The sequence below is a fragment of the Rhodanobacter sp. OR92 genome (assembly GCF_000427545.1).
Classification (GTDB): domain Bacteria; phylum Pseudomonadota; class Gammaproteobacteria; order Xanthomonadales; family Rhodanobacteraceae; genus Rhodanobacter; species Rhodanobacter denitrificans.
On record NZ_ATYF01000006.1, the window covers coordinates 137,383 to 158,703 of the forward strand.

General features: G+C 71.0%; 17 protein-coding genes and 1 pseudogene. 12 read left to right on the forward strand and 6 right to left on the reverse strand.

Going from position 1 to position 21,321, the window contains the following annotated elements:
• Positions 1–64: 64 nt before the first annotated feature.
• From RHOOR92_RS0103705 to RHOOR92_RS0103720, 4 genes are all read left to right on the forward strand, one after another.
• The gene (locus tag RHOOR92_RS0103705; protein WP_027484837.1) at positions 65–949 is read left to right on the forward strand and encodes a thiol:disulfide interchange protein DsbA/DsbL; all 885 of its coding nucleotides are present in this window, start codon (positions 65–67) and stop codon (positions 947–949) included.
• Between the two features lie 60 nt (positions 950–1,009).
• Complete coding sequence (locus tag RHOOR92_RS0103710) at positions 1,010–1,660, forward strand: thiol:disulfide interchange protein DsbA/DsbL (RefSeq protein WP_007515092.1); 651 nt, start codon at positions 1,010–1,012, stop codon at positions 1,658–1,660.
• Between the two features lie 136 nt (positions 1,661–1,796).
• Positions 1,797–2,609 (forward strand): endonuclease/exonuclease/phosphatase family protein, encoded by an 813-nt coding sequence (locus RHOOR92_RS0103715; RefSeq protein ID WP_007515090.1) that lies wholly within the window; start codon positions 1,797–1,799, stop codon positions 2,607–2,609.
• Complete coding sequence (locus RHOOR92_RS0103720; protein ID WP_027489618.1) at positions 2,606–3,019, forward strand: hypothetical protein; 414 nt, start codon at positions 2,606–2,608, stop codon at positions 3,017–3,019. Before RHOOR92_RS0103715 ends, RHOOR92_RS0103720 begins: the two co-directional genes overlap by 4 nt.
• Here the strand turns inward: RHOOR92_RS0103720 and RHOOR92_RS0103725 are convergent.
• Entirely contained in the window at positions 2,918–4,522 is a 1,605-nt protein-coding gene (locus RHOOR92_RS0103725; RefSeq protein ID WP_027489619.1) for a glycoside hydrolase family 17, read from the reverse strand. The two genes, RHOOR92_RS0103720 and RHOOR92_RS0103725, sit on opposite strands and share 102 nt — an antisense overlap.
• A gap of 129 nt (positions 4,523–4,651) precedes the next feature.
• Between RHOOR92_RS0103725 and RHOOR92_RS0103730 the strand changes: the two genes are divergently transcribed.
• Entirely contained in the window at positions 4,652–6,685 is a 2,034-nt protein-coding gene (locus tag RHOOR92_RS0103730) for a transglycosylase SLT domain-containing protein (protein WP_027489620.1), read from the forward strand.
• 20 nt (positions 6,686–6,705) lie between these two features.
• Positions 6,706–7,644, forward strand: a complete 939-nt coding sequence (locus RHOOR92_RS0103735; protein WP_027489621.1) for a complex I NDUFA9 subunit family protein — start codon at positions 6,706–6,708, stop codon at positions 7,642–7,644.
• A 12-nt stretch (positions 7,645–7,656) separates the two neighbouring features.
• Here the strand turns inward: RHOOR92_RS0103735 and RHOOR92_RS19910 are convergent, their stop codons facing one another.
• Positions 7,657–8,445: a sulfotransferase gene (locus RHOOR92_RS19910; protein WP_231378314.1), complete on the reverse strand. Its 789-nt coding sequence runs from the start codon at positions 8,443–8,445 to the stop codon at positions 7,657–7,659.
• 262 nt (positions 8,446–8,707) lie between these two features.
• Positions 8,708–9,313, reverse strand: a pseudogene (locus RHOOR92_RS19915) (tetratricopeptide repeat protein); the annotation flags it as partial.
• A gap of 150 nt (positions 9,314–9,463) precedes the next feature.
• On the opposite strand from RHOOR92_RS19915, the gene RHOOR92_RS0103745 reads away from it, so the two are divergent.
• The 5 genes from RHOOR92_RS0103745 to RHOOR92_RS0103765 all read left to right on the forward strand — a co-directional run bounded on the left by RHOOR92_RS0103745 (position 9,464) and on the right by RHOOR92_RS0103765 (position 16,571).
• Complete coding sequence (locus RHOOR92_RS0103745; RefSeq protein ID WP_027489622.1) at positions 9,464–10,996, forward strand: DUF1800 domain-containing protein; 1,533 nt, start codon at positions 9,464–9,466, stop codon at positions 10,994–10,996.
• An 8-nt stretch (positions 10,997–11,004) separates the two neighbouring features.
• On the forward strand, positions 11,005–12,204 hold the full coding sequence (locus tag RHOOR92_RS0103750) for a DUF1501 domain-containing protein (RefSeq protein WP_027489623.1): 1,200 nt from the start codon (positions 11,005–11,007) through the stop codon (positions 12,202–12,204).
• 43 nt (positions 12,205–12,247) lie between these two features.
• Entirely contained in the window at positions 12,248–12,895 is a 648-nt protein-coding gene (locus RHOOR92_RS0103755) for a dihydrofolate reductase family protein (RefSeq protein ID WP_027489624.1), read from the forward strand.
• Positions 12,896–13,053: 158 nt separating this feature from the next.
• Entirely contained in the window at positions 13,054–14,301 is a 1,248-nt protein-coding gene (locus RHOOR92_RS0103760; protein ID WP_027489625.1) for a multifunctional CCA addition/repair protein, read from the forward strand.
• 59 nt (positions 14,302–14,360) lie between these two features.
• Positions 14,361–16,571: an LTA synthase family protein gene (locus tag RHOOR92_RS0103765; RefSeq protein ID WP_015446528.1), complete on the forward strand. Its 2,211-nt coding sequence runs from the start codon at positions 14,361–14,363 to the stop codon at positions 16,569–16,571.
• On the opposite strand, the gene RHOOR92_RS0103770 is transcribed toward RHOOR92_RS0103765, so the two are convergent.
• From RHOOR92_RS0103770 to RHOOR92_RS0103780, 3 genes are all read right to left on the reverse strand, one after another.
• Positions 16,548–16,958 (reverse strand): VanZ family protein, encoded by a 411-nt coding sequence (locus tag RHOOR92_RS0103770; protein WP_007508886.1) that lies wholly within the window; start codon positions 16,956–16,958, stop codon positions 16,548–16,550. The two genes, RHOOR92_RS0103765 and RHOOR92_RS0103770, sit on opposite strands and share 24 nt — an antisense overlap.
• Before the next feature lie 8 nt (positions 16,959–16,966).
• A complete protein-coding gene (locus RHOOR92_RS0103775; protein ID WP_015446527.1) occupies positions 16,967–18,160 on the reverse strand; it encodes an SAM-dependent methyltransferase in 1,194 nt (397 codons plus the stop codon).
• A 142-nt stretch (positions 18,161–18,302) separates the two neighbouring features.
• Complete coding sequence (locus tag RHOOR92_RS0103780; protein WP_027489627.1) at positions 18,303–20,489, reverse strand: TonB-dependent receptor; 2,187 nt, start codon at positions 20,487–20,489, stop codon at positions 18,303–18,305.
• Positions 20,490–20,673: 184 nt separating this feature from the next.
• Between RHOOR92_RS0103780 and RHOOR92_RS0103785 the strand changes: the two genes are divergently transcribed.
• The gene (locus RHOOR92_RS0103785) at positions 20,674–21,288 is read left to right on the forward strand and encodes a hypothetical protein (protein WP_015446525.1); all 615 of its coding nucleotides are present in this window, start codon (positions 20,674–20,676) and stop codon (positions 21,286–21,288) included.
• Positions 21,289–21,321 lie beyond the last annotated feature (33 nt).

Genomic DNA, 21,321 nt, shown 5'->3' on the forward strand with positions numbered 1-21,321 from the left:
TCGAACCCGCGCCGACCGAAGTGTCGGCGCAGTCGTCTTGCGTCCCGCCTTTTCGAGGTCCGCCATGCTGAAGCGTCTGCCATTCCTGTGTGCCGCCCTGCTCGCGCTCGCCGCCTGCAGCCATGACCGCGACAGCGGCAGCACGGCGACGGCGCCGGTCGCCAGCAGCAGCGCCGAAGCCGCCGCGCCGGCCAGCCCCGCCACCAGCACCGCACCGGCAGCGGCCGGCAGCGCGGCGCCCGCCAGCACCGGCACGGCCGCCGCGCTCACCCCCGGCGAACCCGCGCCGGCCGCGAGCGCCCCGGCCGTGGCCGCGGTGCCGTTCGTCGACAACGGCAAGTGGGTCGAGGGCAAGCACTACTTCCTGATCGATCCGGCGCAGCCGACCAGCCACCCCGGCAAGATCGAGGTGACCGAGGTGTTCTCCTACGGCTGCCCGGCCTGCAATGGCTTCCATGCCACCGTCGACCAGATCGCCAAGAGCCTGCCGCCGAACGCGGTGATGAACTACCTGGCCGCCTCGTTCCGCCCGGACGAGAACTGGCCGATGTACCAGCGCGCGTTCTACGCGGCGCAGGCGCTGGACCTGGTCGGCAAGACCCACGACGCGATGTTCGACGCGGTATGGAAGAGCGGCGAGCTGTCCACCTACAACCTGAAGGCCAGCGGGCTGAAGCCGCACGAGGCGTGGCCGACGATCGAGGACGCGGCGAAGTTCTATGCCAAGTACGGCGTCGATCCGAAGGAGTTCGTCGGCGTCGCCAACTCGTTCACGGTCAACACCCGGATGAAGCGTGCCGACGACCTGATGAAGGCCTACGGGGTGGACAGCACGCCGACCATGATCGTCAACGGCAAGTACCGCTTCACGGCCAGTTCCGCCGGTGGCTACGCGCAGTCGATCGAGCTGACCCAGTGGCTGGTCGCCAAGGAAGCCGCCGGCAAGTAGGCGGTTCGGTTAATCTGACCCGTACGGCGGCCCCACCGCCAACCCGCGAAGAGAGACCCCATGTTCAAGCGATTCGCCCACCCGCGCCTGCTCACCCTGCTCGTCGGCCTGTTGCTGGCCAGTGCCTGCACCGCGCAGTCCGGCGCGCCGGCACCGTATACCGAGGGTACCGAGTACGTCACCCTGCCCGCTCCGCACCAGCGCTACAGCAGCGAGGGCAAGGTGGAAGTGGTTGAGGTGTTCTCCTACGGCTGCATCCATTGCGCGCAGTTCGCGCCGACTGCCGAGAAGCTGCGCCAGCAGCTGCCGGCCGGCGTGGCATTCAAGCTGGTGCCGGCGCCGTTCAGCGCCGAGTGGCTGCCGTATGCGCGTGCGTACTACGCGGCAAAGCAGCTGGGCGTGGTCGAGCGCACTCATCTGAAGCTGTTCGACGCCAAGTTCGCCCAGCATTACCCGGTCAACTCGCTGGACGAACTGGCCGACTTCTACGCCCACGAAGGCGTCGACCGCGCCGCCTTCATGCGCCTGGCCACCTCGGCGGAGGCCACCGCGAAGCTGAAGGAAGATCTCGCGCTGATCCAGCGCTGGCAGGTGGACGGCACCCCGACCATCGTGGTCAACGGCAAGTACCGCGTGATCACCATGCACTCGTTCGACGAGATGGTTGCGGTGACGCAATGGCTGGTCAAGCGCGAGCTGGCCGGCAAGTAGGCGACGGCCGCGGCGCCGGGCGACCCGACTGGCGCGCTGTTCATCTGCGGTGGATCATGCTGGGCGGCGTACCCGGCGCGTGAGCATGACCCATGAACATGGCCGCCGGCATCCCCTTCCCGTGTAGTGTGTTGCCATGAGCCGCGCCGCCACTCCCCAAGCCGCCCCCGTCGAGCGCCGCCTGCGTCTGCTGAGCTGCAATATCCTGGCCGGCGCCAGCGTGCAGCGCTACCGCCAGTACGTCACCCGCAGCCTCAACGCGCTGCTGCCGGGGCGCAGCAAGATGGACAACCTCGACCGCCTGGCCGAGGTGCTGGCGCAGTTCGACGTGATCGGCCTGCAGGAGGCCGATGCCGGCAGCCTGCGTTCGGGCTTCCTCAACCAGACCCGCTACCTCGCCGAGACCGCCGGCCTGCCGTTCTGGAGCCACCAGCCGAACCGCGCGATGGCCCGGCTGGCGCACTCGGCGAACGGCCTGATCAGCCGGCTGGAGCCGCACACGGTGCTGGATTACCCGCTGCCCAGCCGGATCCCCGGCCGCGGCGCGCTGCTGGCCCAGTTCGGCGAAGGCGACAACGCGCTGGCGGTGATGATCGCGCACCTCTCGCTGAGCGCACCGGCGCGCGCGCGCCAGCTCGGCTTCATCGCCGAACTGCTGCAGGATTTCCCGCACGCGGTGCTGATGGGCGACCTCAACGCCGAGCCCGGCAGCAGCGAGATGCAGCAGCTGTTCGCCAAGTCCACCCTGCAGCCGCCGGCGCAACCGACGCCGACCTTCCCCAGCTGGAAGCCGCGGCGCGCGCTGGACCACATCCTCACCTCGCCGGCGATCCGGCTGGAGAAGACCTGGGCGCTGCCGCAGGCGTTCTCCGACCACCTGCCGCTGGCGGCCGAAATCAGCCTGCCGGCGACCGTCGGCGGCAAGGCCCCCCCGGGCCGCGCACAATGACCGCGCCGGCATGGCGAAGGGCCTGGCCGTGGCTGGCCCTGCTGCTGGTGGCGCTGCTGGCGACATGGCTGCGCTATGGCGTGGTCGAATCCAGCGCGATCGGCCAGCTGTGCAGCGCCGATGGCCCGTGGTGGTGCCGCTGGCGGCAAGCGCTGGTGCTCGGGTTTCTGCACGACGTCTACGGCATCGCGGCGCTCGCCGCCACCGCGCTGGCGCTGCTGCGCCGGCATGCCTGGCTGGCCTGGCTGGCCGCCGCGCTCGGCATTCTCGCGCTGCAGCTGTACTGCTTCGAGAGCGGCGCGCTGGCGCTACTGGCCGGCAGCCTGCGTCTGCTGCGGCTGCAGGCGCCGCGCGCGGTGCCACTCGACCAGCACCGGCAAGGCCAGCAGCAGGTTCATCCCCAGCCATAGCCACGCCACCGCGGTGAGCCCGGCTTCCTGCAGCAGCACGACCGCGGCCAGCAAGGGCAGCCACGGCGCGAGGAAGCGCTCCTCCGGCAGCGGCAGCGCCGGCGCGTGACGCTCGCCCAGCCAGCCGAGCAGCGCGTAGCCCAGGCACGGCAGCCAGAACAGGCCCAGCGGGAAATCCCGGTAGCGGCCGTCGACCGCCAGCAGCAGGCCGTAATAGGCCAGCGCGAACAGCCAGCCGGCGCGCAGCCAGCGCGGCGGTGCGGCGGACGTGGTCGTGCCGGCCAGCCGCGCGGCGATCCGGCGCGCCAGCCGCAACGCGGTGAACAGGGCCAGTGCGCAGGCAGCGAGCGATACCGCCCACTCCCAGCCGTCGCGGCAGGCGTACAGCATCTGCCGGACCTGCCACGCCAGCGCGCCGCCGCTGGCCATGCCGGCCAGCGCCAGCGCCAGAGAGCCGCGCCGGCGTCGCTGGCGGCCGCCGGCCAGCACGAACAGCGCGACGCCGGCCGCGCCGGCGAGCCAGCCGAGCCACCAGCGCGGCTCCTCGATCACCGGCCCCTGCATGGCGAACTTCGGCCGCGCCTGCGCGTCGAAGATACCCCAGTAACCGCCGGCGGTGCCTTCCTGCGCGCGTTTCCACGGCTGGTCGAACGCCTCGATCACGTTGTACGGCATGTGCACGGTGGCCGCGTAGCGCAGGAACTCGCGCAGGTAACGCGCCTCGTTGACCACGCTGGCGCTGGCCGCCTGGCGCGGCCGTCCGGCGCTGGGCCAGCCGGTCTCGCCGATCATCACGCGACGGCCGGGAAACGCCTGCTGCACTTTCGCGTACACCGTCGCCACATGCTGCACCGCGCGCTCGGGCGGCACCGGCTGGTCTTCCCAGTACGGCAGGATGTGGATGGTGAGGTAGTCCACCGAGCCGGCCAGCTCGGGATGGCGCAGCCAGAATTCCCACACGTCGGCATAGGTCACCGGCACGTGGACCGCCGCGCGCACCTCGCGCAGGTAGCCGGCCAGTTGCGCCGACGACAGCTCGCCGCGCAGCAGTACCTCGTTGCCCACGATCACTCCGCGCAGCACCTGCGGGTACTTGTTCGCGGTGGCGATGCCCAGTGCGACCTGCTGCGCGTTCGCCTTTGCGTCGCCGCTCAGCCAGATGCCCAGCAACACTTTCATGCCGTAGCGCCCGGCGATCGCGGGCACCGCGCTGAGGCCTTGCCCCTGCGAGTACGTGCGCACGCAGTCGAAGCGCTGCGACAACGCGCGCAGGTCCGCGTCGATGCGCTCGGGGCTGATGTAGGCGTTCGCATCCAGCGGCGTCTCGCCGGCCTGGCGAAACGGCGCGTAGGAGACGCAGGCGATCCGTGCCGATGGCGCCTCCGGCAACGCCACCGGCCGGCCGATCGCCCACCACCAGGCCGCCCCGGCCAACGCCGCCAGCAGCAGCGCCAGCCACGCCGGCCAGACACGACGAAAGTCAGGCGGAGCTGCTGGCGACATGCCGATCCCGTGAAGGTGTGGAAACCAAGCGTGTCAGCTTAGCAGGCGCGCCGGCACACCCTCACCGCCGCGCGACAAGCGGTTCAGGCGCATCGACTACACTGCCCGTGATCCACCGCAGGAGCCTCCATGTCCGTCTTCCTCTCGCCGCGGCGCATCCTGCTCACCGGGCTGCTGCTCGCCGGCTGGCTGCTGACGAGCGTGCCGGCGCGAGCCGCCGCCCCCGACGCCGCCCAGCGCGCGGCCTTCCGGCAGGCCTATGCCGCCGCCCAGCAAGGCGGCGATGGCTGGCGGCAGCTGGCGGCCAACCTGCACGACTACCCGCTGTACCCGTACCTGCCGGCGGCGGCCCTGCAGCACGACATCCAGCAGCTCGACCGCGCCAGCGTGGAGGCGTACCTGGCGCAATACCCGGACTGGATCCCCGCCGCCGACCTGCGCCGCGCGTTCCTGCGGGAGCTGGCGCGGCGGCAGGACTGGAGCACGTTCCTCGCGCTGTACCAGAGCGGCCTCGGCGACACGCTCGCCTGCGACGCGCTGCAGGCGCGGCTGGCCGGCGGCGGCACGCTGGAGTTCGAGCGCGACCTCGCCGCGCTGTGGGCCAAGCCAAGCCTGCCCGACGCCTGCGACCCGGTGCTCGCCGCCGCGCACACGCAGGGCCTGTTGACCGAGGCGCGACTGTGGACGCGGATCGACCGCGCCGCCGACGCCGGCCAGGCCGGCACCATCGCCAGCCTGGCCGGTTGGCTCGCCGAACCCGGCCGCGCCAGCGCGCTGCAGCTGGCGCTGGCACTGCGCGATCCGGCCGCCGCGCTGGACGCCGCGCGCAGCTGGCCCAACCAGCCGCGCCAGCGCCAGGCCGCCACGCTGGCGCTGACCCGCCAGGCCCGGCGCGATGTCGACGCCGCCGACGCCGCCTGGCAGCAACTGCAGTCCCGCTTCGGCTTCAGCGAGGCGCAGCGCAACCAGATCCTGCAGGCGCTGGCGCTGTACCACGCCACCGATTTCGACGACGGCGCGCTGGCCCGGCTGATCGCCCTGCCTGCCGCCGCGCAGACCGACGGCACCCGCGAATGGCGGGTGCGCGTGGCGCTGGCGCAGCAGGACTGGAGTGCGGTGCTGGCCGGCCTCGACGCGATGCCCGCCGACCAGCGGCAGGACAGCGAATGGCAGTATTTCCGCGGCCGCGCGCTGGCCGCGCTGGGCCGTGACGACGAAGCCCGCCCGCTGTTCGAGGCCCAGGCCGACAAGCCCACCTTCTTCGGCTTCCTGTCCGCCGACCGGCTCGACCGGCCGTACGCGATCTGTCCGTTGACCCTGGCCGACGACCCGCAACGCGAACAGGCCCTGCTGGCCAACCCCGGCCTGTTGCGTGCGTTCGAGTTGTATGCGGTGGATCTGCCCAAGTTCGCCCGGCGCGAGTGGGCGCGCGCCTTGCAGGACGCCGACCCGGATACCCAGCGGGTCGCCGCCGACATGGCCAACCGCCGCGGCTGGTACGACCGCGCCGTGTTCACCCTGAGCAGCGGCGACGCCCTGCGGCTGTACGACCTGCGCTTCCCGCTGGCCAGCCAGGACGGCCTGGTGCCGCAGGCCGGGCAAGCCGGGATCGAGCCGGCCTGGGCCTACGGCATCCTGCGCGCGGAAAGCGCCTGGATGAGCGATGCCCAATCCGGTGCCGACGCGCGCGGCCTGATGCAGCTGCTGCCGGCCACCGCCGCGCTGGTGGCGAAGCGCAACGGGCTCGACTGGGGCGGCGGCGACACGCTGTACGACCCGGCCACCAACATCGCGCTGGGCACGCGCTACCTGGCGCAGATGGCCGCACGCTTCAACGGCTCGCCGTGGCTGGCCAGCGCCGCCTACAACGCCGGCCCGAACAAGGTCGAGCAGTGGCTGGCCACGCGCGGCATGCTGGCGCCGGACCTGTTCGTCGCCACCATCCCGTACCGGGAAACCCGCGAGTACGTGGCGCGGGTGATGGCTTTCAGCGTGATCTACGATTGGCGCCTGAGCGGCGACACGGTGGTGCCGCTGGCCACCCGCATGAGTCCGATCGGCCAGCCGTATGCCGTGCCGACTGCCGCGACAGCGCGCCGGGCAGTCGACTGTCCCGCCGAGGCGGCGTCGGCAGCGGCCGTCGCCGGCAGCGTCTCGCCCTGAAGCTCCATCGAGGAAATCCCATGGCCGCACAGCAACTCGTCATCCTCGGCGGCACCGGTTTCGTCGGCAGCCGCCTGGTGCCGCGACTGGCCGCCGACGGCCACCGCATCGTGCTGCTCAGCCGCAACCGCGAGCAGCACCGCGAACTCGGCGTGCTGCCCACGGTCAGCGTGCGCAACGCCGACATCCACGACGACGACGTGCTGCGCCGGCAGCTGGCCGGCGCCGACGCGGTGATCAACCTGGTCGGCATCCTCAACCCGCACGGCCGCGACGGCTTCCAGCGGGTGCACGTGGAACTTGCCCGCCGGCTGATCGCCGCCTGCCACGCCAGCGGCGTGGGCCGCCTGCACCAGATGAGCTCGCTGAAGGCCGGCCAGGGCCTGTCGCAGTACCTGAAGAGTCGCGGCGAGGCCGAGGCGCTGGTCAAGGCCTCCGCGCTGGACTGGACGATCTACCAGCCCAGCGTGATCTTCGGCCCCGGCGACGGCCTGGTCAGCCGCTTCGCCAAGCTGCTGCGACAGATGCCGATGCTGCCGCTGGCACGCGCGAAGGCACGGATGGCGCCCACCTGGGTCGGCGACGTGGCCGAGGCGATCGCCCGCTGCGTCGACCACGCGAAGCTGGGTCAACGGCGCAGCTTCGAGCTGTACGGTCCCGAGGTGCTCACGCTGGGCGAGATCGTGCGCAAGATCCGCGCTGCCGCCGGCCTGCGCACGCCGGTCGTGGCACTGCCCGACAGCCTCGGCCGGCTGCAGGCGCAGTTCGCCGAGCTGCTGCCCGGCAAGCCGTTTTCGCTGGACAACTTCCGCTCGCTGCGCACCGATTCGGTCGGCAATGTGGACGGCTACGCCGCGCTCGGCATCGTGCCGCAGCCGTTCACGCCGTGGCTGCCGGTGCTGCTCGGCGAACCGCCGCGGCAACGCCGGCTGGCCGCGGCGCGTTCGCCGCAACGTTGAACAGCGCGCGGATCAGCGCGCGCCCAGCAACAGCCGCAGGCGATCCAGCTCGGCGCCGTAGCGCGCGGCCAGCGCCGGCTCGCGCGACCAGGGCTGGCGCCCGCGCAGTGCCGTGCGCGCCTGCGCCGGCCCGTGCCGGAAGCCCGCCAGGCAGGCCGGGGCGACCTCCAGCTCGCAGAACGCCAGCAACCGCTGCACCTGCGCCTCGGGCTCGGCCAGCAGCGCCTCGTAGGCGTGCTCGAGGTAGCGCTGCGGGAACAGCCGCTGCCAATGCCGGCCGAGCCGCTCGTGGTCGCGCCAGTAGCTGGCGATGTCGTCCAGGTCGTAGCTGAAATCGTGGCCGCTGGCGAACAGTTGGCGGTAACAGGCGAAGCAGGTTTCCAGCGCATCGCGCCGGCAATGCACCACCCGCGCGCCGGGCAGCATCGCCAGCGCCACGCCGGCCACGCGCCAGTTCAGCCGGTATGCGTCGACGAAGCGCGGCCGGCCGCGGCACACGGGCCCGGTACGCGCCAGGTAGTCCCGGCCCAGCCGCGCCCAGTCCGCCGGCGTGGCCGCACCGATCCACTGCAGCAGCGGTCGTCCGCGCCGCGCCGACTCCTCGCCGATCACCCGCTGCAGGTCGGGCGACTCGTCGACGCCGCCCACGTACGGGTGGGCGGCAAGGATCTGCCCGGTCAATGCGGCGCCGGCGTGCGGCAGCGCCATGAGGAAGATCACCTGTTCGCCGAGTGCGGCATCCGCGGCCCCGGCCAGCGGTTCGGCGAATGCGGCGAGCATGGCGTCGACGTGCGCGCGCATGCTTGCTGCGTTCCAGTTCAGCTGCCGGTGCCGCCACCCGTTGGCCTTGCGCAAGGCGCGGAAGGCCGCGCGGTAATCGGCCTGGTCTTCCAGCGCGCGGGCCAGCGCGAAGCCGAGCTGGATGCGCGCGCGGCGTCGGCTGCGGCGCCTGCAGCACCTGCTGCAGACGGGCCACGTCGTCGCTGCCGAAGCGCTCGGTGCCCAGCGCGGCCAGGCCGCTCCAGGCCTCCGGCTGGCCGGGCTCACGCCGCAGCACCTCGCGATAGTTCGCGGCCGCCTGCACCTCGGCACCGAGGTCGGCCTGCGCCGAAGCCAGCAGCAGCCGCGCCGCCAGGTGCCCCGGGTCGACATCCAGTGCGCGGTGCAGCGCGGTGATTGCCCCGGCCGGGCGGCCCAGCAGCTGGAACATCCGGCCCCGGTTGAACCATGCCGGGGCGAAGTCGGGCGCCAGTTCACAGGCCCGCTGCAGCGCCGACAACGCTGCCTCGTTCTCGCCGCTGGACTGCAGCGCAACACCCAGGCTGATATGCAGCACGGCATCGCGCGGATCCTTCGCCAGCGCCTCGCGCAGGATCGCCACCGCCTGCGCGTGCTCGCCGCGCAACTGCTGCAGCTGGGCCGACAGGCGCAACGCCTCCGTGCTGTCCGGCGCCAGCGCCAGCGCCGCGGCCAGCGCCGCCGCGGCGCGCTCCAGCTCGCCGCCGGTCATCGCATCACCGGCCTCGCCAAGCAGCCGCACCACCTCCGGCGACAGGCCCGCGACGCGGTCGCGCAGCAGCGGATGAACCTGACTTGCCACCATCGTCGATGGGCCCCTTGCCTGCCGCCGGTCTCGGCTTGCCAGCTTACGTGAGCGGGGCGGCGGCATAAAGCTGCGGACCCTTCCATCTGAACGCAACGAAAACAGCCGCCCGGCCACCACCGCAAGAGGGTCATCCGGCGAATGCGTCTGGCGTTGCTTCCTGCATTGCCCTGCCGGAATCGCCACGTGCCCAACACGCTTTGCCGCCTCGCACCCATGCTTGGCCTGTTGTTGACCATGCCGCCCGCGCTGGCCGGCGCCGGACAGACGCCACCGGACCGGCTGCCCGCCTCCCGCGCCATCGCGGGCGAACTCGCCCCCGGCGACATCGCCTGGTTGCGCCGCGACGGCTTCGGCCTGGACAGCGCCACCCTGGCGCGCTACCGCCAGCTGGGCCGCGTGCGCTTCCTCGACGAGCAGCTGGCCGGCGACGACCGCCTGCCGCCCGCGGTCGCCGCGCAGATCCGGGCGCTGCCGGTGCTGGCCACGCCGCCGCCCGAGCTGCTGGCCGACCTCCGCGCACGGCAGCAGCAGTACAAGGACACCCCGGCCGGCCCGGCCAAGGACGCGGCCAAGCAGGCACTCGGCCAGTACCGTCGCGAACTGGTGCAGCAGGCCGCGCAGGCCGAGCTGCTGCACGCGATCCGCGGCGGCAACCAGCTGAAGGAGCAGCTGGTGTGGTTCTGGCTCAACCACTTCAGCGTGTACGCCGGCAAGGGCCCGGTGCGCGTGTTTGCCGCCGACTATGAGGAGAACGTGATCCGCCCGCACGCGCTGGGCAAGTTCCGCGACCTGGTGATGGCCACGCTGCAGAGTCCGGCCATGCTGGCGTTCCTCGACAACGCGCGCAACGCCCGCGACCGGACCAACGAGAACTACGCGCGCGAGCTGATGGAGCTGCACACGCTGGGCGTGGGCGCCGGTTACAGCCAGGCCGACGTGCAGCAGCTGATGCGCGTGCTCACCGGCGCCGGCCTGCAACTGCAGCCGCCGCGGCGCCTTGCGCGCCGCGGCCGCGAGCGGCCCGGCGTGGTGCGCGGCGGCCTGTTCGTGTTCAATCCGAATCGGCACGACTTCGGCGACAAGACCTTCCTCGGCCACACCATCGAAGGCCGCGGCTACGCCGAGATCGGCCAGGCGGTGGACCTGATCGTGCGCCAGCCCGCCTGCGCGCACTTCATCTCGCAGCGGCTGGCCGAGTACTTCGTCGCCGACCGGCCTCCGCCTGCGCTGGTGGACGCGATGGCCGACACCTTCCGGCGCAGCGACGGCGACATCGCGGCAGTGCTGCGCACCATGCTGCTGTCGACGGAGGCCGCCGCGCCGGACCCGCGCAAGTTCAAGGACCCGATGCGCTTCGTGGTCTCGTCGCTGCGCCTGGCCTACGACGGCCAGCCGGTGCCGAACACCGTGCCGCTGGCGAACTGGCTGCAGCAGATGGGCGAGCCGCTGTACGGCCGCGTCACCCCGGACGGCTGGCCGCTGGACTCGGCCAGCTGGACCGGCTCGGGCCAGCTGGGCAAGCGCTTCGACTTCGCCGGTGTGATCGGCAGCGGGCGCAACCGGCTGTTCGCCGACGACGGCGGCGGCGCGCCGGCCGACCCGCCCGCGCTGCGCGACTCGGCGCTGTACCGCGACGCCATCGCGCCGCGACTGTCCGAGGCCACCCGCCACGCGCTGGCCCAGGCGAAGTCGCCAGCGGAATGGAACACCTTCCTGTTGTCCTCGCCCGACTTCAACTACCGCTGAGGCCTGCCATGAACCGCCGCGAATTCCTGCTCGCCGCCGCCGGCGCCACCGCCGCGGCCACGCTGTCGTGCTCCGGCCGGCTGTTCGCCGCGCCCGCGGACTCACCGCGCTTCCTGCTGGTGTTCCTGCGCGGCGGCTACGACTGCAACAACCTGCTGGTGCCCTGCGCCAGCGATTTCTACTACGAGTCCCGCCCCACGCTCGCCATCGCCAAACCCGACGCCAACAATCCCGACAGCGCGGTGGCGCTGGACGCGGACTGGGGCCTCAACCCGGTGCTGCACGACACACTGCTGCCGCTGTGGCAGAAGAAGCAGCTCGCTTTCATCCCGTTCGCCGGCACCGACGACCTCTCGCGCAGCCACTTCGAGACCCAGGACCACATCGAGCGCGGCCAGCCGCAGGGCCACGCCGGCGACTACCGCTCCGGCTTCCTCGCGCGGCTGTCCGGCCTGCTCGCCGGGGTGCCGCCGATCGCCTTCACCAGCAACCTGCCGCTCGCCTTCCAGGGCGCCGGGCGCGACATCCCCAACATCTCGCTGAAGGCCGAGCCCAAGGCGCACTTCGACGAACGCCAGGCGGCGATCCTCTCCGGCATGTACCGGGACACCCCGCTGGCCCGGGCCAGCGCCGACGGCCTGGCCCTGCCGCGCAGCATCTCCGCCGACCTGCGCGAGGAGATGCTGGCGGCCAGCCGCGGCGCGCCCGGCGCGCGCAGCTTCGCCGCCGAGACGCGGCGCATCGCCGCCCTGATGCGCGACGAATACCGGCTCGGCTTCGTCGACGTGGGCGGCTGGGACACCCACGTCAACCAGGGCAGCACCAGCGGCGGCCTCGCCAACAATCTGAAGAACCTCGGCGAGGGCCTGGCCGCCTACGCCGACGCGCTGGGCAGCGCATGGAACGACACCACCGTGGTGGTGCTGTCCGAGTTCGGCCGCACCTTCCGCGAGAACGGCGACAAGGGCACCGACCACGGCCACGGCAGCGTGCACTGGGTGCTGGGTGGCCGGCTCGCCGGCGGTCGCATCGCCGGCGAGCAGCTCGCGGTGAACCGGCAGAACCTGCTGCAGGACCGCGACTACCGCGTGCTCAACGACTGCCGCGACGTGCTGGGCGGGCTGTTCGCGCGGCTGTGGGGCCTGGGCACCGGCCAGCTGCAGACGGTGTTCCCGCAGGCGCGGCCGAAGGACTTGCGGCTGGTCTGACGGCTAGACTTCGACCTCATCGGACGACACGGCGGGCCACGACATGACGAAACTTCGCGTGCACAGCTTTTCGGTTTCCCTCGACGGCTACGGCGCCGGCCCGCGCCAGGATCTCGAGCACCCGCTGGGCATCGGCGGCCCCGCGCTGATGCAATGGTTCTTTCCCACCCGGCTGTGGCGGCGCATGCAGGGCCAGGACGGCGGCGAGACCGGCGTCGACAACGAGCTGGCCGAACAGGGCTTCGCCGGCATCGGCGCGTGGATCCTCGGACGCAACATGTTCGGCCCGGTGCGCGGCCCATGGCCGGATGAAAGCTGGCAGGGCTGGTGGGGCGAGGAGCCGCCCTACCACACACCGGTATTCGTGCTCACCCACCACCCGCGCCCCAGCCTGCGCATGGCCGGCGGCACCGAGTTCCACTTCATCACCGACGGCATCGAATCCGCCCTGCGCCAGGCCAGGGCGGCGGCAGGCGATCTGGACGTGCGCCTCGGCGGCGGCGTGGCCACGGTGCGCGAGTACCTGCGCGGGGGCCTGATCGACGAGTTGCACCTGGCGCTGTCCCCGGTGCTGCTGGGTACGGGCGAGCACCTGCTGGGCGGCCTCGACCTGCCCGCGCTCGGCTACGTCTGCGAGCGCCAGCAGATGGGCGAGCGCGCCTGCCACGTCTTCCTGCGCCAGCGCGCCTGAGGTTTGCCGCCCCCACGCGACGGTTCCGGCTCACCACGAGACTTCATTGGCCACGCTCCGTTATTCGCCACCGAGGTGGCGAAGGGCACTCGTCGGTGACCTCCGATAGCTCTCCATCGCGCCCGACACCACCGCACTACGCATGGCAGAATCCCCGCATGCAAATCTTCCTGGTCGGCGGCGCGGTCCGCGACAAGCTGTTGAAGCGCCGGGTGGTCGACCACGACCACGTGGTGGTCGGGGCGACGCCGGAGGAGCTGCTGGCGCGGGGCTACAAGCCGGTGGGCAAGGACTTCCCGGTATTCCTGCATCCGGACACCGGCGAGGAGTACGCGCTGGCACGCACCGAGCGCAAGAGCGGGCGCGGCTACCACGGCTTCGTATTCCAGGCCGACCCGACCATCACGCTGGAACAGGACCTGGCCCGGCGCGACCTCACCATCAACGCGATCGCCGAGGACGAGCACGGCGCGCTGACCGACCCGTTCGGCGGCGTGCGCGACATCGAGGCGCGCGTGCTGCGCCACGCCTCGCCGGCATTCGTCGAGGACCCGGTGCGGGTGCTGCGGGTGGCGCGTTTCGCCGCGCGCTTTGCGCCGCTGGGTTTCACGGTGGCGGCGGAAACCATGGCGCTGATGCGGCAGATGGTGGCGAACGGCGAAGTCGACCACCTGGTGCCCGAGCGCGTATGGGCGGAGACGCGCAAGGCCTTGGGCGAGCCGCAGCCGTCGAGCTTTCTGCGCGTGCTGCGCGAGTGCGGCGCGCTGGCCGTGCTGTTTCCCGAGGTCGACGCGCTGTACGGTGTGCCGCAGCGCGCCGAGTTCCACCCGGAGATCGACACCGGCGTGCACGTGGAGCTGGTGCTGGACGCGGCGGCGCGGCTGGCGCCGGGCAACGACGTGGTGGGCTTCTGCGCACTGACCCACGATCTCGGCAAGGCGCTGACCCCGGCCGCCGAGCTGCCGCGCCACATCGGCCACGAGCATCGCGGCGTAGCGCCGCTGCTCGCGCTGGCCGCGCGGCTGAAGGTGCCGACCGAGCACGCGACGCTGGCCGCGCTGGTCTGCCGCGAGCATCTGAACGTGCACCGCGCGTTCGAGCTGAAGCCGGCCACCGTGCTGAAGCTGCTGGGCGCGCTGGATGCCCTGCGCCGGCCGGCGCGACTGGAGCTTTTCCTCGCCGCCTGCGAGGCAGACCAGCGCGGCCGGCTGGGCCGCGAGCACGACGCCTACCCGCAGGCGGACTACCTGCGCGCGGCCCGCGCCACCGCCGCGGCGGTCGAGTCCGCCGACTTCGTCGCCCGCGGCCTGGCCGGCCCGGCGATCGGCCAGGCGATGCAGACGGCGCGGATCCACGCCATCGCCAGTCTGAAAACTCAGCCTTCGCCAAGCGGATCCGCGGTATAAAGCCCGGATGACGACGCCCGCTGCGGGCATCCGTCGATCCCTTCCTGCTGGAGTTGCCCGTGTCGAGTGCGTTCACCCCGACCTCTCCCTTGCGTCAGCGTTTCCGCCCGCTGTGGTGGCTGGCGATCACCTACCTGGCGATCTCGTTCGCCACCCGCGTGGTGCTGCTGGTGATGTCCGGCAGCGAGGTGCCGCACACGGCACTGAACCTGCTGTACGCGTTCGGCGTGGGGCTGGGCTACGACCTGGTCACCTGCATCTACGTGGCGTGGCCGCTGGTGCTGTTGCTGTGGATCGTGCCGACGCGCTCCGGGCGCATGCCGGGACTGTGGCGCTGGCTGTTGTCCGCCGCCGGCCTGGTGCTGGCCTGCGCGATCTGCCTGGGCGTGCTGCACCTGATGTACCACGCCACGCTCAAGACCACCTGGCCGGCGCTGCTGCCGTTCCTGTTCGTGCTGCCGTTGACCGCGTTCACCTACACCTCGCGCGCCGGCCAGTGGGTGCTGTACGGCTTCGCTCTGCTGCTGCTGTACGGACTGCTGTTCGTGGCGGCGTCCGAGCTGGTGTTCTGGAACGAGTTCAGCGTGCGCTTCAACTTCATCGCGGTGGACTACCTCGTCTACACCACCGAGGTGATCGGCAACATCCGCGAGTCCTATCCGATCGGCCGCTGGCTGACGCTGCTGGCGGCGCTGGCGCTGGTGTTGTTCGCGCTCGGCCGGCGCGCCCTGCGCGTGCGCGACGACGGCAGCCGCTTCTGGCAGCGCGGCAAGGTGGCGCTGCTGTGGCTGGTGTTGACGGTGGTTTCGGTCGCCGCGGTGAACGGCGGCATGAAGGACCGCACCGGCAACAACTACGTCAACGAGCTGGCCGGCAACGGCATCTACCAGTTCTTCAATGCGTTCCGCAGCAGCCACCTCGACTACGCGAAGTTCTACCGCACGCTGCCGGACGACGAGGCGTTCCGCCGCGTGCGCGAGATGCTGAAGACGCCCGAGGCGAGCTACGTCAGCGACGACCCGCGCGACCTCACCCGCGCGATCCGCCACGCCGGCCCGGAGAAGCGCCTCAACGTGGTGCTGATCAGCGTGGAGAGCCTGTCTGGCGACTATCTGGGCACGTTCGGCAACCAGGAAAAGATCACGCCGTACCTGGATGCGCTGGCCGGGCAAAGCCTGTTCTTCGACAATCTCTACGCGAACGGCACGCGCACCGTGCGCGGGCTGGAAGCACTGGCGCTGTCGGTGCCGCCCACGCCCGGCGATTCGCTGCTGAAGGAGCGCGGCAACGAGAACCTGTTCTCGCTGGCCAGCGTGTTCAACGACCGCGGCTACCAGTCGGACTTCGTCTACGGCGGCTACGGCGAGTTCGACAACATGAACTATTTCTTCAGCCACAACGGCTATCGCGCGGTCGACCGGCGCGACATCCCGAAGACCGCCACGATCCACCGCGAGAACGTATGGGGCGTCGCCGACGAGGACCTGTACACGCTGGCGATGGGCCAGATGGACCAGATCGCGGCCTCCGGCAAGCCGTTCTTCCTGCACATCATGACCACCTCCAACCACCGGCCGTTCACCTTCCCGGAAGGCCGCGTGAAGCAGGCCAACGGCACCCGCCAGGGCGCGGTGGCCTATACCGACTGGGCGATCGGCGACTTCATTCGGCGCGCGCGCGCGAAGCCGTACTTCGACGATACCGTGTTCGTGATCACCGCCGACCACTGCGCCTCCAGCGCAGGCAAGACCAGCGTGCCGGTGAACCGCTACCACGTGCCGCTGTGGATCTACGCGCCGAAGCACATCCAGCCGCGGCGGGTGGACCGCCTGATGGGCCAGGTCGACATCGCGCCGACCCTGCTCGGCCTGCTCAACTTCAGCTACCGCTCGCGCTTCTTCGGCTACGACCTGTTCCAGCTGGAACCCGGCCGTGAACGCGCGTTTCCGGCCACCTACGAGAAGCTCGGCTACCTGCACGAGGACGTGCTCACCGTGCTGGAACCCGGGCGCAAGCTGGAGCAGATGAAGCCGGACTATGCCAGCGGCGACGCCGTGCCGCTGGTGCCGCAGAACGAGGAGCAGATCGCACAGACGATCGCCTACTACCAGGTCGCCAGCGAGCTGTTCAAGCGCGGCCAGCTGCTGCGCCGGCCAACCGATGCGACGCCGGTGGAACCGCTGCCGGCAGCGCCCGGTTCGGTGCCTGCGTCCGCCGGCTCGACGGTGGCGCCGGCAGCGCCCGGCTCAGCCCCCGCGCCGGCGCACTGACCACGCTTCCACGCTCGCCAGCACGTTGGCGAGCGGTGTGCGCAGCAGCAGCAGCGCGATGACGATGCCGGCGCCATCGGCGAGCACGTCCAGCGCATCGGCGTCGCGCGGCGGGTCCAGCCACTGCGCGAACTCGATGAAGACGCCAAACGCCAGGCAGCCCAGCGTGGCCCAGCCGCGCGGGCGGCGCGCGCGGTAGACATTGCCCCACCAGCCCATCAGGCAGGTGAAGGTGGTGGCGTGCAGCAGCTTGTCGCCGTACGGAAACGCCAGCGTGATGTCCGGATCCGGCGTCAGCGCCATCCACAGCGTCCACAGCATGATCGCGCCGCCCAGCGCGACCCAGGCGCGATGCCAGCGCAGCCGTGCGGACGTCTGGACGTCCATGGCGCCGGTCAGAGCCGCCCACCCTGGTCGGCGGCGAGCAGTTCGGCCGGCAGCGGCAGGGCATCGAGGCCACGCGCCAGCAGCATGGCCTGGAAGCGCTCGCCCATCTGCTCGGGCAGCATCAGCCGCTTCGCCTGCTGCGCCAGCCGGTAGCGGCCGTGCTCGTCGGCGATCGCCGCGTGCTCGCGCTCGAACACGTCCTGCAAGCCGGCACCGATCAGGAGCTGCGCCTGCGGCAGGTAGCCCACGACGCCGAAGCCGGCGCTGTTGCCGGCCTCGGCCAGCGCGGTGAAATCGACCGAGGCGGTGAGGTCGTTCAGCCCCGGCAGGTACAGCGGATCGGCGTGCGCATGGTGGCGGTAATGCGCCATCAGCGTACCGTCGTCACGCTCGGGCAGGTAGTACTCGCGGCGCACGTAGCCGTAGTCGATGAACAGCATCAGCCCGGCGGTGAGCGCACCAGCCACCGCCTGGATCCAGTACGGCAGCTGCGGCAGGATCTCCGAGCGGTAGCCATTGGCGAACTCGATGCCGAGGTCGCGCTCGACGTGGCGCACCGCACCGGTCACCAGCGCGTCGGCCGGGCGGTCGACGCGGATCAGCCGGCCTTCGCCGTCGAGCGCCACGTATTCCTCGTAGACCTCGCCCTGGCGTATCGCGAAGCGGGTGGCCGGCAGCGCGTCGATCACTTCGTTGGCGAACAGCACGCCACGCCAGTCCTGCTCGGGCGGGCGATCCAGCCATTGCACGCGGGCATGCAGATCGGCCGGCAGGTTCGCGGCCAGCCGCTCGCGCTGGCGTTCGCGCAAGTCGGCGCTGGGCTCCAGGATCAGGTATTGCCGCGGCAGCGTGCCGCCGGCCGCCAGCGCCTTCAGCGCCGCCTCGGCGAACGCGCCGCTGCCGCCGCCCAGTTCGAGGAAATCCGCCTCGTCGCCGAGCATCGCCAGCACCGGCTGCACCGCATTCACCACGCAGCCGGCGAACAGGTCACCCAGCTCCGGCGCGGTGACGAAGTCGCCGGCAGCGCCGAACTTGGTGCGCCCGGCGCTGTAGTAGCCCAGCCCCGGCGCGTACAGGCAGCGCTCCATGTACTGCGAGAACGGCATCGGCCCGTGCGAGGCGATCTGTTCGCGCAGCAGCTGCAGCAGACGGTCGGCATGGGCGCGTTCGTCGGCGCTCGGTTCGGGCAGGCGGGAGGGCATGGCGGTTGCCGGTCATGAAAACGCGGCAAGCATAACGGATGGACCGCAGCCCTCGTCTCCACCTGCAGGAGCGGGATCTAACGCCCGGGATGCATGGACGCAACTCGCCGCTCTTGCCGGTTCCATTTCCCATTCCCGTCCTTCAGAAATCCTTCTGCAGGCTCAGGTACACGCCGCGGCGCGGGCCGAACTGCGGCGCGCCGACGCCGATGCCGCTGCCGTCGCGCAGCTCGTAGGTGCGGTCCAGCACGTTGAGCACGGCCAGCTGGGTGTGCAGCTTGCCGAAGCGGTCGAAGGCGAAGTCGTGCGACAGGTTGAGGTTCAACTGGAAGTACGCCGGCAGCGAGGCGCCGTTCGGCACGTCGCCGTCCTTGCGCAGACCGCTGCCGAACAGATAGTCGGCGCCGACCCCGGTGCTGTCGTTCAACGCGTAATGGATTCCGCCGGACGAAGTGAGCTTCTGATCGTGGTCGAGGAAGATCCAGTGGTTGTTGACCCAGGCCAGGTCGTCCGGCGCGAAGTTGTACTGGCTGGTGACGATGCGCTTGCCGATGGCCTTGCCGAGCGATGCGTTGAACCAGGCGGACAGCGGCCCCTGCTCGTAGTTGGCGGTGAACTCCACGCCCTTCACCCGGCCCGCTTCGTAGTTGAAGGTGGAGTAGACCAGCGCGGAGCCGAACTGGCCTTCGTCCTGCAGGCGCCGCACCTTGCGGTAATAGGCGTCCACGCCGACGGTCCAGGCCGAACCGATGTTCTGCGAGATGCCGGCGTCGAAATAATCCGAGCGCTCGGCCAGCGGCGTGTTGTTGCCCATGTCCGACACGGCATTGGTGGTGCCGTCGAACTTGGCGATGTTCGAGCTGGCGATCATCTCGGTCGCCGGCGGAGTGAAGTAGCGCGAGTAGCCGGCGTGCACGGTGGTGCTGCCGGTGGCCTGCCAGACCAGGCCCAGGCGCGGGCTCAGCTGGCTCTCGCTGCGCACCAGCTGGTAGCGGTCGCCGCGCAGGCCGTAGTTCAGCGTCCAGTCGTCGCCGATGCTCCATTCGTCCTGCACGTAGGCCGACCAGGTCTTCGCCACGAGGCGGCTGCCGTCGAGAATGTTGATCGGCGTGGTGCTGGTCTGGTTGCCGCCGGCGTCGGCGGGGAACACCCAGGCATTGTTGCCGCTGATGGCGCGCTCGAAGCTGCCGTAGATGCCGTAGCGCAGGGTATGGCGGTCGCCCAGCGGGGTGGAGAAATCGGCCTGCAGGGTGCTGGCGCGGTTGCTGCGGCTGACGGCGGAGGCGACGCCGTTGAACATCAGCTCGCCGATCCGGTCCGGGCTGTAGGCGAGGCTGCTGTAGCGCTGGCCCACCGACACCTGGTAGTCGGTCGCGCCCAGCTTGCCCTGCAGCGCCAGCACGCCGAAGCGGGTGTTCTCGCGCTGGCGGCCGTCGAGCTGCGCGGAGTCGAAGCCCACCTGGCCGAGGTAGCCGAACTGCGGCTGCAGCCCCGGCTGGTTGGGGATCTGGAAGCGGTTGTTGGCCACCCCGAACAGGAAGCTCAGACGGGTGTCGTTGTCGATCAGGTAGCTGATGTCGCCGAAGCCCTTGGCCTGGTTGGTATGGTCGTGGATCGGCTTTTTGCCCGGCGTGGGGTTCTCGATGCCGGCGTCGTTCTCCAGGTAGTTGCCGGTGAGGAACCAGCTCCAGCGCTCGTTGCTGCCCCACACCGATGCGTTCGGGTTGAGCGTGCCGTTGCTGCCGCCGGTGATGCCCACGCTGCCGCCGTTGCCCAGCTCGCTGCCGCTCTTGGTGGTGATGTCGACCACGGCCGCGGTGCGCAGGCCGTACTGCGCCGGCAGCGCGCCGTCGAGCAGCTTGACGGTGCGGATGGTGCGCGCGTCGAGGCTCTGGCCGAAGCCGCCGATCGACTCGGGGATGATCACGCCGTTGATGCGGTACTGCAGGTTCGCGTGGTCGCCGCGCACGTGCACGCCGCCGTAGGAATCCTGCACCACGCCCGGCGCCTGCAGCAGCACCTGGTTCACCGGCGTGGAGGCGCCCAGCGGCAACTGCGCGATCGCCTTTTGGTCGATCACGTACTGGCTGGAGCCGGTATCCGGCGACAGCCCATTGCGCGCCTGGTCCAGCGCGGCCGAGACCGAGACCGCGCCCAGGTCCTGCACCTTGACCGGCTGCCTGTTGCGGTTGCCGCCGTCGGTCGGGTCGTCTGCGTTCGCGGCGGCGACGGGGGTGGCGGCACTGGTTGGCGGCGGCACGTCGGTGGCATGGACGGCGCTCGTGCCCAGGGCGATGGCGAGGCTCGCGGCGAGCAGGGAAGGCTTCATCGGCAGTTCCGGCAGAGATAGACGATTGGTTTATTCGGTAATGTTATAACATTACTGAATAATTTCCCGCCCCGCCTGCGCCACAAGTCACGCCTGCCGGCGAATCGGTTGATCCCCGCTTCATGCAACACCCCTAGACTGGCAAGGGCACATGCCGCCAACAGCGACTCCCACGGAACCACGCATGCCCCAGCGCAGCCAGCAGGTACCCGCCGTCATTGCGCCGGCTGAGCACGGCCGGATCGCCGAGGCGATCCTGGATTTCGTGAGCCAGGTGCCCGACAGCAGGGTCGGCAACAGCCAGGATCCCGCCGGCGAGGCACGCCGCCTGGCCAACCACGCGGCCCGGCGCGCCGCACTCGCCGCCGGCTCGCTGGCCTTGCCGCCGGGGCCGCTGGGCTGGCTGACCCTGCTGCCGGAGCTGATCGCGATCTGGAAGCTCCAGGCGCAGATGGTCAGCGACATTGCCGCCGCCTATGGCCACCACGCCACGCTGGGCCGCGAGCAGATGCTGTGGTGCCTGTTCCGCCACACCGCAGCGCAGGCGTTCCGCGACCTGGTGGTGCGCATGGGCGACCGGCTGGTGTTCCGGCGCATGTCCTACGCGGTGGTCGAGCGCGTGGCGAAGCAGATCGGCATCAAGCTGACGCGGCGCACGCTCGGCAAGGGCGTCTCGCGCTGGTTGCCGGTGGTCGGCGCGCTCGGCGTCGGTGCGTATGCGTACTACGACACCGGGCAGGTCGCCGCCACCGCGATCGCGTTGTTCGAAGGCGAGATCGCCCTCGAGGATGACAGCTGAGCACCGTCGCGGATGACGCGCTGCCGGCTTTGC